Below are 16,628 nucleotides of genomic sequence, written 5' to 3'. Positions count from 1 at the left end.
AAGCAGAAAGCATTGTAAGACCGTTGCAGGGAGATGAGCAAAGGGACTTAAGCCTTTTATGAATTTTAAATGTTTTATTTCTAGGTATTTAATTTTGCAACGGTCTTATTATTAAAAAACTTGTAATTAATATTTTAACTTCCTAACGTAATGACATGTAGCTTGCTCCGAGGTTGTTATGTTCTGTTTACATACATTTTAACATACTCTTAGGTCTGTTTTAAAATAATACTCACATTTGTTAAACTTTTTTTAACATATTCGCAAAGTTCCCATCATTTTAATACGATACCTTACCCTACGCAAAAAATCACACAAATTAAATCACACAGTTATGAAATTAAAATTACTTTTAATTCCATTCGTTGTCTCTTGGTTTTTAGGGATTTACAATGGGTTTACACAATCTGTATTTATCAATGAAATACACTATGATAATGCTAGTACAGATGTAGAAGAAGCTATCGAAATTGCAGGAATAGCAGGAACAGATCTTTCGGGATGGAGTATTGTTTTGTATAATGGATCGAATAGTAGTGTATATAATACGATTGCTATTTCGGGAATAATTCCTGATCAGCAAAATGGTTTTGGAACATTAGCAACAATTCTTTCTACTAATGGATTACAAAATGGTAGCCCTGATGGGATTGCATTAGTTGATAATAACGCTACCGTGATTCAGTTTTTAAGTTATGAAGGAGTTATTACAGCAGTAGATGGTCCTGCAGCGGGAGTAACTAGTACCGATATCGGAGTAACCGAATCTAGTAGTACTGCTGTTGGAGCCTCTCTACAATTAGCAGGAACAGGAACAACGGTTTCAGAATTTACATGGGAGGTAACTACTGCAAATTCTTATAATACAGTCAATACCAACCAAGTTTTTGGAACAACTTTTATAACACCAGTACTTAATGAGTTTGTATTCAATCACGCAGGGTCAGATACTGATGAATTTGTAGAAATACTTGCTGGACCAGAAACAGATCTAAGTGAATATTGGATTCTAGAAATCGAAGGAGATCGTAATGCATCTGGTGTTATTGATGAGGTTATACAATTAGGTACTACAGATATCAATGGGTATTTTACCACTCCTTTTGGTAGTAATGTATATGAAAATGGAACTGTCTCATTACTTTTAGTAAAGAATTTTACGGGTAGTCTAGGGCAAGATTTAGATACTAATGATGATGGTATTTTTGATAGTACTCCATGGACAGAACGTATTGATGATATTGGAGTGAATGATGGCGGGGCATCAGATCTTAATTATGCTACTGTTACCTTATTACAATCTTTTGATGGTAGTTCTTTTACCGTAGGTGGTGCCTCTAGATATCCTAATGGGCAAGATACTAATGCTGTCACTGATTGGATCAGAAATGATTTTGATGGTAGTGGGTTATTAAGTTTTCCTACAGTAGTAGCAGAACCAGGAGAAGCAGTGAATACTCCTAATCGCGAAACTGTAGTTATTGAAGATACTACTCCACCAGTAACAACTCTACTAATCAATGAACTAGATGCCGATACAGATGGATCAGATGTATTAGAATTTGTAGAACTATATGATGGTGGTACAGGAAACACCTCTCTAGACGGATATATTCTAGTATTTTATAACGGATCTAACAATAAAAGTTATGCTACTTATGACTTAGCAGGATCAACTACAAATGTTAGTGGGTATTTTGTAATTGGTAATGTAGATGTGGCTAATGTCGATATTACATTTGCTGGGAATGGGTTACAGAACGGTGCTGATGCTGTAGCACTTTATAAAACAAATGCAGCTAATTTTCCTAATGGAACTGTTGTAACTACAGAAAATCTTATAGATGCTATTGTATATGATACTAATGATAGTGATGATGCAGAATTATTAGTATTACTGAATAGCGAGCAACCACAAGTAAACGAAGATGAAAAAGGAAATAAGAATTTCCAATCTTTACAACGTTTTCCTAATGGATCAGGAGGAATAAGAAATACAACAACATATACGCAGGCTATCCCTACGCCAGGAGCAGCTAATACTGCTGCAACCGAGCCTGTAACTCTTGTTATTAATGAACTAGATGCAGATACCCAAGGTTCGGATACATTAGAATTTATAGAGTTATATGATGGCGGAAAAGGAAATACTACACTAGATGGATATGTATTAGTAAATTATAATGGAAAAAATAATACTAGTTACAATGCGATTGATCTAGATGGTTTTACTACCAATGCGCAAGGGTATTTTGTAATCGGTAATGCAGATGTTCCTAATGTTAGTATTGTTGTTCCAGGAAATACATTTCAGAATGGGGCTGATGCTGTAGCATTATACGTTGGAGATGCTACTTCTTTTCCTAATGGAACAGCAATTACTACAGAAAATCTTATAGATGCTATTGTATATGATACCAATGATAATGATGATGCAGAATTGTTAGTTTTACTAAATGCTGATCAACCTCAATTAAATGAAAATGAAAACGGAAAAAAAGATAGTGAATCTTTACAACGTATTCCTAATGGATCAGGAGGTACTCGTAATACCTTATCATATGTAGCAAAGTCTCCAACGCCAGGAGTAGCTAATGATAGTGTTGTCGTTACACCAGGAGAGTTACTTACTATTGCAGAGGCTAGAGCAACAGTAGAAGGTACTCCTGTAACGATTACTGGAGTATTAACGGTTACTGATAATTTTAATGGACCAGCATTTATTCAGGATACTACCGGTGGTATTGCTATTTTTGATGAGCAAGTACATGCTAATATTAATGTAAAAGCTGGGGATTCTATTACAGTAACAGGTAGTAGAGCAACTTTTAAAGATCAGATACAGATTAATAAAGTAACTAAAGTGGTCAATAATGGGCTTCCTAAAAATCCTATTACTCCACTAGAGATTACCTTAGCAGAATTTGCTAATCACCCCGGAGAATTAGTACGTGTAAGTGCTACTACATTCCCTAATCCCGGAGATATCTTATTTGGTAATTCTAATGTTACGCTTACTGATGCTAGTGGAAATGGTCAAATGCGTATTGATAATGATGTTGCTACAATAGTAGGTAAAGCACAGCCCGTTACTTGTCCAGAAATAACCGGTGTAATAGGTCGTTTTAAAGAGTTCTTCCAACTATTACCAAGACAAGATTCAGATATTCCTTGTGCTGTAGAATTTGTTCCTCCAGGAGATACTATAGGATATCCTAAAGAAGACACTTTTGATGTAGTAACTTGGAATATCGAATGGTTTGGTGATGAAAAAAATTCTCCTGTGGGAGAAAACCCAATGTCTGATGCTATCCAAAGAGATAGTACAGCCACTGTATTAAAAAAGTTGAATGCAGATGTATATGCAGTAGAAGAAATTGCTGATGATGCATTATTTGCAGAGTTAGTAAACCAATTGCCAGGATATGATTACATTCTGTCTGATGCTGTATCGTATCCTTCCTCTACTGAAGTGTCACAAAAAGTAGGATTTATTTATAATAAAGAAACGGTTTCTGTAGTCAATACTAGAGCAATGTTTACATCTATTCACCCATTATATAATGGAGGTGATGATTCTGCTCTTGTAAACTATCCTAGTGAAACTTCTCGTTTTTATGCCAGTGGACGATTACCATTCCTAATGACAGCAGATGTAACTATTAATGGTGTAACAGAACGTATTGATCTGATTGCATTACATGCTAGAGCAAATAGTAGTCGTGATCCACAGAATCGTTATGATATGCGTAAGTATGATGTAGAGGTATTAAAAGATTCATTAGATGCTAATTTTGCTACTAATAAAGTGATTCTTCTAGGAGATTATAATGATGATGTTGATGAAACTGTAGCTGATATCTCTTCTACTGTTTCTAGTTTTCAAAAATATGTAGCAGATTCTACTAACTATAACATTGTATCTGCTGCATTAAGTAAAGCAGGATTACGATCATATGTTTTTAGAGAAAATATGATCGATCATATTGCAATAACTAATGAGCTTAAAGATGCATATATTGATAAATCTGTATCGGTACATTATGAGGTATATGATAATGATTATGCATTTACGACATCAGATCATCTGCCAGTTTCTGCACGATTCTTATTAGAACCAGAATTTGTAGAAAACGAATGTGCAGGAGCTTCTGTAGTGGCTTTTGATCAAGGGAGAAGAAAAGATGGGAGAAGCGTATCTTGGTTTAGAAGCAAAGCCAAACGTGCTATAGGAAAACCAAGAGAAAGAAGGTACTTTAATTTTGTAAGTTTAGGTTTTGGTGGATCAATAACGATAGAATTAAATAACGAAATCTATGACAATGCTGATAGTAATGAGTTTGCAGTATTTGAATCTACAGGGTTCTTTGACAATATTCCTTGTAATTACTACCCAGAATCAGCAGAAGTATTTGCATCACAGGATGGTGTAGCGTTTGTTTCTTTAGGAACCACTTGTCAGGACGGAGAATTTGATCTTGCTACTGGTAATCTAAAATCTGCTAAATATATCAAAGTTACTGATACTAGTGATAAAGCTATTTTTCCATGGTTTGCAGATGGGTATGACCTAGATGCTATTGTGTGCTTACAAAATGGTGAAAGTATTGTTTCTAAAGAAGCTATTGTGTATGCAGAAAATCCTACTGCTTTAGAAAGTGAGTTACTTAATGAAGAATTTGGTGTGGAGGAAATTAATATTACTCTTGCTCCTAATCCTGTTAAAGATAAGCTATCGGTAGCTTTTACTACTTTTGTAGAAGGAAATGTAGCTGTTGAAATTACAGATATAACAGGTAAAACTATATATACCCAAACGATACGACTTAATATCGGAGAATCAAAGTTATCCATCGATATGGATCGCTATCCAAAAGGGTTTTATGTGATCCGTGCTTTTGATACTAGTGGAAAACTTAATATAACCAAAAAGATTATGAAAAATTAATTTTAATCCCTTATAGGTTTGCTCCTAGGTCATTGATCAAACCAAAAGAGGCTGAATTACTAAATTCAGCCTCTTTTTTTATTTTTTGTCATTCTTGTTTCTAAATAGATTGCAAATACAATTGCTCTACTTTATCTCTTGCCCATGGCGTTCTTCTTAGAAATTTAAGACTAGATTTGATTGAAGGATCATTAGTAAAGCATCGAATATTAATCCTAGATCCTAGTTCATCCCAGCCATATTGTGCTACCAAATATTCTAAAATAGCTACCAGTTTAACTCCATGTAATGGATTATTGGGTTGTTCTTTACTATTCTTATTTTCCATATCTTATTGTAGCGTATTTTAATAACGTTATAAGTATTGTCCTAGCAGAGCAGAATGTTACCAAGCCATCAACAAATCTGCGTTGATTTTATATATTTTCTACTATAAAATCTTTGTACCATAGCAAATATACAAGAACCTTTGGGTTATCACTTAACTGCTATGACATCATATTTGGTGTTATTCCTTGTTTTACTTAATTTATGATTCTCTATAACTTCGTGATATAAACTTATCAATTTAACCCGTTTGCTTTTTTGTATTCATAACTTTTGCCTTTAAAGTATTCCAAAATTCGTAATGCACTTATAGTATCCGACAATTTAGTGAAATCTGGTTGATTTAGGCAAAAGTCAAGAAAATCAGCAATATTCGTTTGAGGGATTCCTAGTTCTTCGGATAATACTTTCTTTGAAAACAAATTATCTATTTCATTTTCGATTTTAATATGTTTATCAAGTAAAATGTGATCTTTAAGCTTTTTTGTTCTACCTGAAATCTTATTGAGTAATTTAGTAACATTTATGGTAGCCGCAATTCCATAAAATTTAATTAACTTTCCATCATCGGCTTCAAAAAGTAACCTCTCGTTTTTGGTCTTCACCTTTATATTTGCTTTTGGTAACCCCAAAGAAGAGGAAGTAACATTATGTTTAGTACCAAACTTTTTTATATCAAGAGCGACTTGACCTGTTAGATTATGTGGTAGAATTACTACTTCGTCTAAATTGACAACTTTTTCTTCTAAATCAACTAGGATTGTCTTCTTATTCAAAATTTCATCTATTATAACGATTTCTTTCGTTCTATAATGAACAGCAGAGAATTGTAATGTATCTTGCAATTTAACTTCAATACTGAAAACCCCTTTAATATCAATAATTGTTGATTTTTTAGAATTTATATTGACAACCAAAATATTAGAAACAGTATTATTGGGACTTGTAACTATGCCGGTCAATTCCACAATATTTTCTTGACCATATCCAATCATTGAAGTCAATAAGATAGGTAATAATATAAAAAGTTTAAACAAGTCACTATTATTCACATATTGAACGTTAGGTTTTAATATAAAACCTTAAAACATTGTGATTGTTGCAGATTTACATTAATAAGAGACAATGTCTCTTATATGGTGCGCTTGCTTCCTGAAGGGAGCATATGCAATATACAAATTGTGTGTGCCTTGAAAGGTAAATATAGTTTATTCATATGAACGTCCAGAATTTTTCTCTTTCATTCAGTGAGACAAACAAAACGGTGTTTCAAAAATCATCCAAAATACAGCAAACTAAAACGATTATAATTTCCAGTGTCGCCCATTACATATATAGGTAATATGTAGAGTTGGCGACAATGGGGCAGATTGGTGAAAAAAGTAAATCTGTTTATCTTTATAGATACTGACTTACCAGTATGATTATTTTAGAATATTCTGATATGTGTTACTATTGTTAAGTATTTCCTGACTTTTAAGAACCTCTGGATTGTTTTTTACATAGTAGTCATACAAGCCTTCTCTATAGAAATATCGTTTAATAATCTCGTCCGTAAGTAAATTAATAATTTCTTTTTTATGAGTATCTAACAACGCTTGTTTAGAGGCATCTATTGAAGTAATAAGAGAAGTATAGGATGACGTAATATTATTGTCTAAGTTTTCTCGTTTTGCAATCTCCATTGATTTTTTGAATGACTTTTCGGTTTCAGTTTCAAAATTAAAATTACTTTGTTTTACAAATTTTTTAAAATCTTGATAATCACTATCTGTAAATTTAAATTCATTGGCATCTTTTAATTGATGCGAATAGTAATATTTTGTACCATATTCAAAAAAGGCATTGGATTTTAATAGCGCAGTAGTAATTTTACTAAATTTAGAGGTTTCTAATTTAATATCTGGTTGTATTCCTCCTCCATCATATACTGTTCTTCCGTTTTTGGTTTTAAAAGCTTTAAAATCATGCTCATTGATTCGTACAGCATTATTATTTTTATCACGATTCCAATAATCTAATGCTTGTATACATCTACCACTAGGGGTATAATATCGTGAGATAGTAATTTTTAATTGAGTACCATAGGTTAGTTTTTTTGGTCGTTGTACTAATCCTTTACCAAAACTTCTGGCACCGATGACAACTCCTCTATCTAGATCCTGAATACCACCTGATACAATCTCACTGGCGGAAGCACTTCTACCATTTACTAATACAACTAAAGGTATTTGGGTATCAATAGGTGCTCTTTTGGTAAAATATTCTTTATTATATTTTTTTACGACTGATTTTGTAGTGGTAATTAACTCTCCTTTGGGTACAAAAATATTAGTAACATTGATAGCTTCACTTAATAAGCCTCCAGGATTTCCTCTTAAATCTAGAATTATTTTATCAGCGCCTTTGGCTTTTAAATCTTTTAAGGCATCAATTGTCTCACTAGACGCTTTATTATTAAACTTGGATAGCACAATATATCCTGTATTATCATCTAATAATGTATAATAGGGTACAGCATCAACTTCTATTTCTTCTCGTGTGAGTACGGTACTTTTAGTTTCTCCTTGTCTTTTATAGATAATGTCTACTGTTGTTCCACTAGCTCCTTTAAGAAGTTCTCCCGCGTCTTCATTAAAATCAGCAACTTTGACGTCTCCTATTTGTATAATTTTATCCCCGGCTTTAAGACCAGCCTTATCTGCGGGATAGTCTTTATAGGGTTCTATGATGGTGATCTCATTTTTTACAGTTCTTACAGAGGCTCCAATACCTGTATATTCCCCTGAATTACGAATTTTAGAAGCTTCTACATCTTGCTCATTCCAATATCTAGTATATGGATCCAAATCATCTAGCATGGCTTTGATTGCGGTATCCATTAATTCTGCGGGATTTGTCTCATCTACATAATTCATGTTTAATTCTTTAAACATGGTCGTAAAAATTTCAATTTGCTTGGCGATTTCAAAAAAATCTGATTTAAAACTTACTGTGGATAGTAAGACAATAATAGCAACTATGGGATAGATAATCTTCTTCTTCATGGATAGTTTTCTTTAAATAAGATGCATCAAATAGGAGTGAGGTATTGCACTCATTTTGATGCTATTTCTTGTTCAATAAATTTTTGTAATATTTTTTTAATTTTAGATTCTATTACTGAATATTCTGGCATCTCTTTACCCGAAAATAAAAACATAAAAGTAAATTGATTTGTAGTGTTGAGTACAAGATACTTATTTTTCCTGTAACTTTCGCGCATTAAACGTTTTATGCAATTGCGATCTACAGCTTTTTTAAAATTACGTTTACTGACTGATACTCCTGCTCTAATTTTAATAGTTTCTTCAAAGACTGATTTCCTATACACTAATCTAATAGGGTATTTGGATATAGATTTGCCATCAGAAAAAAGTAATTCTATTTCTTTTTTACTTTTTAGTCTTTCTTTTTTATTAAAAGTAGCTTTCATTGGTGTTAAATGTAGTAATTGAATTTGGTATAATTAGTAGTGGTAGATAAAAAAACCTCACAGGCTTATATACTTGTGAGGGATTTTATATAGCACAATACCAAATAAACCTTTAAAAAAAGGATGTTTCTGGATTGTTTTTATTTATTCAGAAAAGGTGTTATTTCTAGGGTTTATATCTGCCATTGTATTGGTAATGTCAATTCCGATTGTTTTTATTTCTGATTTTGGTTTAGAAATTTCTAATGAGTAGGTAGGGTTAGTCCAAGACCAATCGGACAATATAGTTCTTTTCATTGATGGGATTGGGTTTTCTTTTTCTCCACGCATTATTCTTAGTGGTATATAAAACGATTCTATTGTACTATCTGTATACTCTACGTATACATCTATTGGCATGGGTATTAATCCGATACGTTCTAGAGTAATTTTAGTATTATTGTTATTTTGTACAACCTCTTTAATACCATAATCTATAGTATTGGTAGTTTTTGTCCAATCAGTTAAATACCAATCTAGTTGAATTCCTGATACTTTTTCTGCTACTCTTTTAAAATCATTAGGAGTAGGGTGTTTAAATTTCCATTCCTTAAAATATCTTTTAATAGTTTTAGCAAGATTATCTTCGCCTATGATATATCCTAATTGTGATAAGAAAACAGCTCCTTTAGAATAGGCAGAAGCTCCATAAGCAGCATTATGTGAGTATCGGTCGGCTTGTGTGGTCTGTGGTTGTTCTATACCAGAAATAGCTAACTGATAATACCCTTGATAGACTCCTCTTAGGGAATTAGGATTATTTTGTTTCATTACTTCATTCATCGCTAGAGTAGAAATATAACTGGTAAAGCCTTCATCCATCCACTCATGCTTGGACTCGTTGGTAGCTAATATATGTTGAAACCACGAGTGTGCCATTTCATGTGCCGTAACACCGACTAAGCTTTCAAAGGTTCTCTCTCCTGTAATGAGTGTACACATGGCATACTCCATACCTCCATCTCCTCCTTGTAGAATAGAATATTGATCATAAGGATATTCTCCTATTTTCTCACTAAAATAGTTCATTAATTCTACAGTTTTTGGTTGTAGATCTTTCCAGTTATCGATGATCTCTTTTTTATTTTTATATAAAAAATGTAGTGTTGGTCCATTAGGGATTTTTACTACGTCATGTAGATATTCTGGATCCGCAGCCCAAGCAAAGTCGTGCACATTAGGGGCTTTAAAATGCCATGAAAGTTTTTTTCCTTTTCTAGATACTTTAGTTCCTGGTTTTTCATATCCATATCCAATTTCTTGAGGATTTTGTAGATATCCTGTACCTCCTAAAATATAGTTTTTGTCTATAGATATGGTTACATCAAAGTTGCTCCATACTCCATGAAATTCTCTGGCGATATAAGGATCGGCATGCCAACCTTCGAAATCATATTCTGCGATTTTTGGATACCACTGAGTCATAGATAATGCGACACCTTCTTTACTATTTCGACCAGAACGACGTATTTGTTTTGGTACCTGACCATCAAATTTCATAGAAAAAGTAACTTTTTCTCCTGGTGCAATTGGTGTATCTAGTGTTACTTCTAGAACAGTTCCAGAAGTTTGGCATACTAATGGTTTTCCGTTTTGTTTTAACGAAGAAACATTTAAGTATCCTATTTCTTCAGAAGTAAGATTGTTTACTCTATTGCCAACTCTTGGATCTGGATCTGGTAGATTTCTGGAACGTACATCCATTTCACTACCTGGCTGAAATGCATTAAAATATAAATGATAAAATACTTGATATAGTGTGTCTGGAGAATTATTAGAATAGATTAATTCTTGTATTCCTTTATATTGAAATTTATCAACATCCATGTCTACATCTATTGTATAATCAGCATGTTGTTGCCAATAGGAAGTGTTATTTTGTCCAATAGCACTAAAGGCTACAATACTAATAATAAAAGCAATTTTTTTAAACATAATATACAAGACTATTTAGATAATTTATCTGCCATAATAAGGGCATTGTATAGATTAACTATTTTTCCGGATTTTGATAGTTCAGAAAAGGGACCTACATTGGTTGGTTTCCCTCCAATTACTACAGAAGATTTGGTACTTAGTCCGCTATCCATAAGTATTTTTTTTACTTGTTCGGCTTTTAATTTAGGGTAATATGATCGAATTAATGCAGCTACTCCGGCTACTGCAGGTGATGCCATAGAAGTTCCTTGTAAGTATTCATATGAATTATTAGGTGTCGTTGCCCATATTTTAACACCTGGTGCAAAGGCATCTACATTACTTTTTCCATAGTTAGAAAAATCAGCAACTAAATTAGAACCATATACATAGTTTAATGCACCGATAGTAATAAAGTTGTTTGCTATTTCAGAACCTGTATTGATTTGATCATTAGGATACACTACTTTTTGATCAATATCTATTCCTTCATTTCCTGCGGCATTTACAATAAGGACATCTTTTGATGCTGCATAGGTAATGGCTTCTGCTACCCATTCTGGATGTGTACTGTAGTATTTACCAAAACTGGTATTGATTACTTTAGCGCCATTATCTACGGCATATCGTATAGCAAGAGCTATATCTTTATCATATTCATCTCCATTAGGAACGGCTCTGATTGCCATTATTTTTACATTTTTAGCAACACCTTTCATTCCTTTTCCATTAGTTCTATCTGCAGCAATAATACCTGCAACGTGGGTACCATGTTTTATACCTTCTTTTTTAGGGTCAGGTCCCATAACATTGTTATTGCCATATTTTGTATCAGTGATATCATCTACATTATCACCAACAATTTTTCTACCATCGAATTGTAGATTTAGATTATAGTTTAATTGTTCTGTAAAATGATCAACACCTTCGGTAATATTTTTTATAAAATCTGGAACGGTATCATCAGGTTCCATAAATCCAAACATTTGAGACAGAAAAGCAACATGTTGCTTCATTTCTGGTGTTTCTGCTTTTGTATCTAAGAGTTCTTTTTGAGAATAATTTTCTTTTCCTAATACAGCGACAACAGCCTTATGAGAAGCTTTGGATTGCTGTAGAATCTGCTCATATTGTGTTTTTTGTGCTGAATTTTCTTGAAATTCTTTTTCATATTCTGCCTTAGCTTCGATATAATTTTGATATTCATCTCGATCAGATTGTGGTACTGAAGCTAGATTCTTACCTGCATATTTAGGCTTTAGCTTTTTGATAATTCTTACATACTCTAGGTTTTCATCTTCAGAATTTCCTAAGAAATTCCATCCATGTATATCATCGATATATCCATTATCATCATCATCCTTACCATTACCTTTAATTTCTTTTGGGTTGGTCCAAACTACTCCTTTTAGATCTTCGTGCTCAATATCGACTCCGCTATCAATAACACCTACAATGATAGTTTGTCCTTTTTTATCTTTGATAAGCTCATTATAAGCCTTATCAATACTCATTCCTGGTATAGTATCAGTAGCTAAATCTAGTGCTCCCCATTTTTTTAATTGAGTATCGGTTAGATCTATATTCTTAAGAGGGATTGCATCTATATTTTCTATAGGGGTAGAAATAACACTAGGAGCGCCACAACTGATCATAAGAATAGATGATACAATAGTGGCAATAACTTTATGAGACGAAGGAATCATTTTATTTTTTCTTTTAATTAAATATTTCATGACTGGTAAAAACTTCTTTAAGGCGCACGCCTTTTTCGGTATGTTGTACGGTTATTATTTCATTATGAGCATCGTGTTCTAGAAACAAGTACCAGTTGTGTGTAGCAGCTTTTTCTAAAAACAATTTCTTTTCATCCAGAGTTAATAATGGTCTGGTATCATATCCCATTATATAAGGTAATGGTACATGACCAGCGGTGGGCAGAAGATCTGCCATAAAAACTATTGTTTTATCTTTATATTCTATATGTGGAATCATTTGTTTTTCTGTATGTCCATTAGCAAATAATAGACCAAAACCTAATTCAGAGGTTTTTTGGAATGTAGGTTCTGTTCTGGAAATAAAATTTAATTGCCCACTTTCTTCAATAGGAAGAATATTTTCTTTTAGGAAAGATGCTTTTTCTCGGGCATTAGGATTAATTGCCCATTGCCAATGTTCTTTAGTACTCCATATTTTAGCATTTTTAAATGCTAATTCATATCCAGTTCTGGTAGCATTCCATTGTACAACTCCACCGCAATGATCAAAGTGGAGATGGGTAATAAAAACATCTGTGATATCATCTCGATGAAATCCTTTTGCTTTTAGAGAGCGATCTAAGTTATCTTCTCCCCATAAAGAATAATGACCAAAGAATTTTTCTGATTGTTTATCTCCCATCCCAGAATCGATAAGAATAAGCCTACCTCCATCTTCGATAAGTAAGCATCTTGCAGCGATATCGATTAGGTTTTTTTCGTCTGCGGGATTTGTTTTATTCCATAAAACTCTAGGAACTACTCCAAACATAGCGCCTCCATCAAGTTTAAAATTTCCTGCATTTATAGGATATAAATTCATTTTTATATGTTTTGATTATTCAATAGAAATGCCTAAAAATTGTATTGATATACATTGATAGCTATTATGACATTTTCACGAAAAATTAAAAATCTTTGCAAAATAGAAAAAATGATAGGGATCAGGATTTAATTTTTGGACTTTTTAACAATATTTCACCATATTGTATGGTAGAGATCACTTTTTGTAAGCGTGTGCCATAATCTAAAAGTGCTTTAATCTCTTTAACACTTGCCAGACGTTCTTTTTGCATTACTAATAAAGTAGTACCTGTGCACTCTATATGATAGTATGGATTGCTCTCGAAAAATAAGACTAACTCATCAGTAAAAAATAAGCGAATTTTTTCTGGATGTTCTCCTAAAAGAAAAAAACGTTTTGAAAAATCGGGATGCCCCTGAATTGAAATATCCTTAAATCCAGCAAACTTATATACAAATTCTAATAGCCCTTCTTTATCTAAAGTAAATTTAGGGATTTCTCTTTTTAGTTGTATTGTTAATATTGTAGTTCTAACTAGGGTACGAGCAATAAATTCTCCTTCTGAAAATTCTACATCTAAAATCCTAAAAATAGACTTAGGGTCATAAATAGAATTATTAGTATAGTTAATACTTTTGGTTTTAAAAAAGACAAAATCATGTATTCCGGAAGTATCATTATTTTTTTTAGGATCATAATGCCATGAAAAGTCATTTGCAATTGTTTGTATATCTTCTTGCCTTTTGGTGAGATTTGATTTTGCACCAATCTTAATTTTTTTAGAAAAAGGAATTAAACTTCTTACTGCCAGAGGATGTTCTGAAGAAGTTCCATGAATATCAAGTCCTGTAATCTCAAAAGAACCTCCTTTTCGTTTAAATGTTTCTTGATATCCTAATAAATTTTCTTGTACAGTATAATCTACAAAATTACAAAGTGAAAAATCAATAATTGCATCCTGATTTTCTGGAATTGTATCTAATCTTCGTTTTAATGATGAGTAGTTTAAGAAACTCGAGAAATTTTTTACACTAACAAAATAGATGCCATTAACACCTTCTTTAAACATTAGTACATTGGGTTTAAAAAGGTTTCTAACAAAAAAACCAAGACTTTTATTAAGTATAAAATGAATAATGATAGTGGTTAGGATTCCAACAAGGATTCCGCTTATTAAATTAGTAGTAATAGTTGCTATAATTGTAGCAAAGAAAATGATTAATTGCTCTTTACCGATTTTGGCAATAATTTTTAAATTTTTTGGAGCGGCTAATTTATAGCCTGTATATACTAAAATTGCTGCTAGTGCAGTAAGAGGAATTCGCCTAAGTTGATCCTGAAACAATACTACAAATAAGAGTAGAAATATTGAATGAAAAAAGTTTGATGATCTATTTGTTCCACTATTATTAACGTTTACAGAACTACGCGCAATCACAGTAACTACATTAAGACCTCCTATAAATCCACTAACAATCGATGCGATACCTAGTGCAGTAAGATCTTTATTGATATTAGCTCTTCTTTTTAGAGGATCTAATTTATCTACAGCCTTAATGCTTAGTAAAGATTCGATACTAGAGATTAATGTTATTACTAACACTACTCCTATAAATTTAAAATCCAGTAGTAATGAAAAATCAGGACTAGGAAATTTAGAGAAAATACTATCAGGTATCTGAACCAAAAGTTTTTCCTCTATAGGATAAGGTTCTGTAGAAAAAAACTCATAATAATAGCTTAATCCTATAGCAATAAGAACAATCCACATCGGTGCAGGAACTAGTTGAAAGTACTTGTTTCTTATTTTTCCATAAAAATTCATAATCAAAAAACTGATGACTCCAACTAATGCAGCGATGACAATAGTACTATAATCGGGATTGAATAATAGCGAAATACTGTTGGGAATGTCTGATAATAATGAAATAGTATCCCCTTTAACACTAGTATTGGCAAGCATTACATGAAACTGTTTTGCAAAAATACTTATCCCTATTGCAGCAAGCATTCCCTGAATTGCTGAGGAAGGAAAGAAATCACTAAGAATCCCTAATCGTAATAGCCCGATACTAATCATTAATACTCCAGAGCATATAATGGCTGCTAATGTAAAAAGATAGCCTTGATATAGGTCTCCATCAGCGAGTGTTGTTATTGCACCTAATAGTACGACTACTAACCCATTACCAGGGCCTGTTATTGTAACATTAGACCCTCCAAAAATACTAACTATAATTCCTCCAACTACTGCAGCAATTACACCAGATATAGGAGGAGCCTCAGATGCTAATGCTAATCCTAATCCCAATGGTAGAGCGATTAATGAAACAACAAAACCTGAAAAAATATTTTTTGGCAATTGTGATATAAAATCAGATATATTATTTTTCTTGTTTCTCATCTATCTTATTATTAAAACATCTGTTGGTAATTCTGATAAAATATGTTCTAGATCATGAACAAAGATGCGATCAAGAAATGTGGTTCTATTAGGAGCGTTCATAATTAATAAATCTGCGGCAACTACTTTGGCATAATGACCGATGGAGTACCCTCTTTTTCCAAAAATAGATTGCGTTTTGATTAAAATACCGGTTTTAAGATCTTCTGGGACATCACTTAAGATATGTTGTACTCTAATATCTTCTTTTTTTGCCAATCGTTCTTTTATCAGGGTATCTTTGCGCAAAGATTTATCATCTTCTACTACGATTTTAACTTCTTGCCTAGAAATTTCTTCGACGATAGTAATTTTTTGGGCTCCTAGGTTTTGAGCTATTTCAAATGAATCTAAGATAGTTTGTTTTGTTTTTTTATCCTTAAGACCATTTACAACAATATGATTACAAGGTCTTAAATCTTCTGATGGCTTTATAAGTAATAATACAGAACAATGTGCATGCCTTGTTATTTTTCTAGCAATAGAGCCAATATAAAATTTAAGGAAATTTTCTCTTGGAATAGCACCGAGTATGATGAGGTCTGCATTTTTTTGCTTAGCAGTTTCAATAATTGTTGTTACAGGGTCACCTTGTTTCCATACAATAGTAACTTTTTCATCATCATCATCAGAAAAACCAGATATTAGTTCTTTGATAGTGCTTTCTTTTTCTTTTGTTTTTTCTCCTACATGAACGATAATCATTCTAGAATCGAAAAAATCTACCATTCGCATAGTCTCAAAAATGTTGTTTTTTAAATTTGGCGAAAATGCGATACCTATGAGGATGGTATTAAATTTATGGATTGGTAATTCTGTCAAAGGTTTTTATATTTTCTATTTATGGTTTTAAAAGCGGTATAATATAAACTTAATTTTTTAAAAACTTTAAAATAGCACTTATTTCTGTTATGTAT

The 16,628-nt window shown here is 32.5% G+C and carries 10 protein-coding genes; 1 reads left to right on the top strand and 9 read right to left on the bottom strand.

Annotated features, from left to right (window positions below; genetic code table 11):
* The first annotated feature begins 334 nt into the window (after positions 1 to 334).
* Positions 335 to 4,948, top strand: a complete 4,614-nt coding sequence (locus N456_RS08260) for a T9SS type A sorting domain-containing protein (RefSeq protein WP_082422484.1) — start codon at positions 335 to 337, stop codon at positions 4,946 to 4,948.
* 100 nt (positions 4,949 to 5,048) lie between these two features.
* On the opposite strand, the gene N456_RS08255 is transcribed toward N456_RS08260, so the two are convergent.
* From N456_RS08255 to N456_RS08215, 9 genes are all read right to left on the bottom strand, one after another.
* Positions 5,049 to 5,276, bottom strand: coding sequence for a VF530 family protein (locus N456_RS08255; RefSeq protein WP_062055826.1), 228 nt, complete (start codon positions 5,274 to 5,276; stop codon positions 5,049 to 5,051).
* A gap of 235 nt (positions 5,277 to 5,511) precedes the next feature.
* The gene (locus tag N456_RS08250; protein ID WP_148639247.1) at positions 5,512 to 6,327 is read right to left on the bottom strand and encodes a peptidase associated/transthyretin-like domain-containing protein; all 816 of its coding nucleotides are present in this window, start codon (positions 6,325 to 6,327) and stop codon (positions 5,512 to 5,514) included.
* Between the two features lie 372 nt (positions 6,328 to 6,699).
* Entirely contained in the window at positions 6,700 to 8,322 is a 1,623-nt protein-coding gene (locus N456_RS08245) for a S41 family peptidase (RefSeq protein ID WP_062055823.1), read from the bottom strand.
* Positions 8,323 to 8,372: 50 nt separating this feature from the next.
* On the bottom strand, positions 8,373 to 8,750 hold the full coding sequence (gene rnpA, locus N456_RS08240; protein WP_062055821.1) for a ribonuclease P protein component: 378 nt from the start codon (positions 8,748 to 8,750) through the stop codon (positions 8,373 to 8,375).
* A 144-nt stretch (positions 8,751 to 8,894) separates the two neighbouring features.
* Positions 8,895 to 10,724: a M1 family metallopeptidase gene (locus N456_RS08235; protein WP_062055819.1), complete on the bottom strand. Its 1,830-nt coding sequence runs from the start codon at positions 10,722 to 10,724 to the stop codon at positions 8,895 to 8,897.
* An 11-nt stretch (positions 10,725 to 10,735) separates the two neighbouring features.
* The gene (locus N456_RS08230) at positions 10,736 to 12,442 is read right to left on the bottom strand and encodes a S8 family peptidase (RefSeq protein ID WP_082422483.1); all 1,707 of its coding nucleotides are present in this window, start codon (positions 12,440 to 12,442) and stop codon (positions 10,736 to 10,738) included.
* Complete coding sequence (locus N456_RS08225) at positions 12,426 to 13,286, bottom strand: MBL fold metallo-hydrolase (RefSeq protein ID WP_062055817.1); 861 nt, start codon at positions 13,284 to 13,286, stop codon at positions 12,426 to 12,428. The genes N456_RS08230 and N456_RS08225 overlap by 17 nt, the downstream gene beginning before the upstream one ends.
* 121 nt (positions 13,287 to 13,407) lie before the next feature.
* Complete coding sequence (locus N456_RS08220) at positions 13,408 to 15,672, bottom strand: SulP family inorganic anion transporter (protein WP_062055815.1); 2,265 nt, start codon at positions 15,670 to 15,672, stop codon at positions 13,408 to 13,410.
* Positions 15,673 to 16,533, bottom strand: a complete 861-nt coding sequence (locus N456_RS08215) for a universal stress protein (protein WP_062055812.1) — start codon at positions 16,531 to 16,533, stop codon at positions 15,673 to 15,675.
* Positions 16,534 to 16,628 lie beyond the last annotated feature (95 nt).

Source organism: Aquimarina longa SW024 (assembly GCF_001401755.1).
Taxonomy (GTDB): Bacteria; Bacteroidota; Bacteroidia; order Flavobacteriales; family Flavobacteriaceae; genus Aquimarina; species Aquimarina longa.
This window is presented reverse-complemented; position numbering and strand designations above follow the sequence as displayed.

Bases quoted from the DNA above. Each gene is read 5' to 3' on its own strand.
- N456_RS08260 (WP_082422484.1), top strand. From the start codon at position 335: ATGAAATTAAAATTACTTTTAATTCCATTCGTTGTCTCTTGGTTTTTA.
- N456_RS08255 (WP_062055826.1), bottom strand. From the start codon at position 5,276: ATGGAAAATAAGAATAGTAAAGAACAACCCAATAATCCATTACATGGA.
- N456_RS08245 (WP_062055823.1), bottom strand. From the start codon at position 8,322: ATGAAGAAGAAGATTATCTATCCCATAGTTGCTATTATTGTCTTACTA.
- rnpA (WP_062055821.1), bottom strand. From the start codon at position 8,750: ATGAAAGCTACTTTTAATAAAAAAGAAAGACTAAAAAGTAAAAAAGAA.
- N456_RS08235 (WP_062055819.1), bottom strand. From the start codon at position 10,724: ATGTTTAAAAAAATTGCTTTTATTATTAGTATTGTAGCCTTTAGTGCT.
- N456_RS08230 (WP_082422483.1), bottom strand. From the start codon at position 12,442: ATGAAATATTTAATTAAAAGAAAAAATAAAATGATTCCTTCGTCTCAT.
- N456_RS08225 (WP_062055817.1), bottom strand. From the start codon at position 13,286: ATGAATTTATATCCTATAAATGCAGGAAATTTTAAACTTGATGGAGGC.
- N456_RS08220 (WP_062055815.1), bottom strand. From the start codon at position 15,672: ATGAGAAACAAGAAAAATAATATATCTGATTTTATATCACAATTGCCA.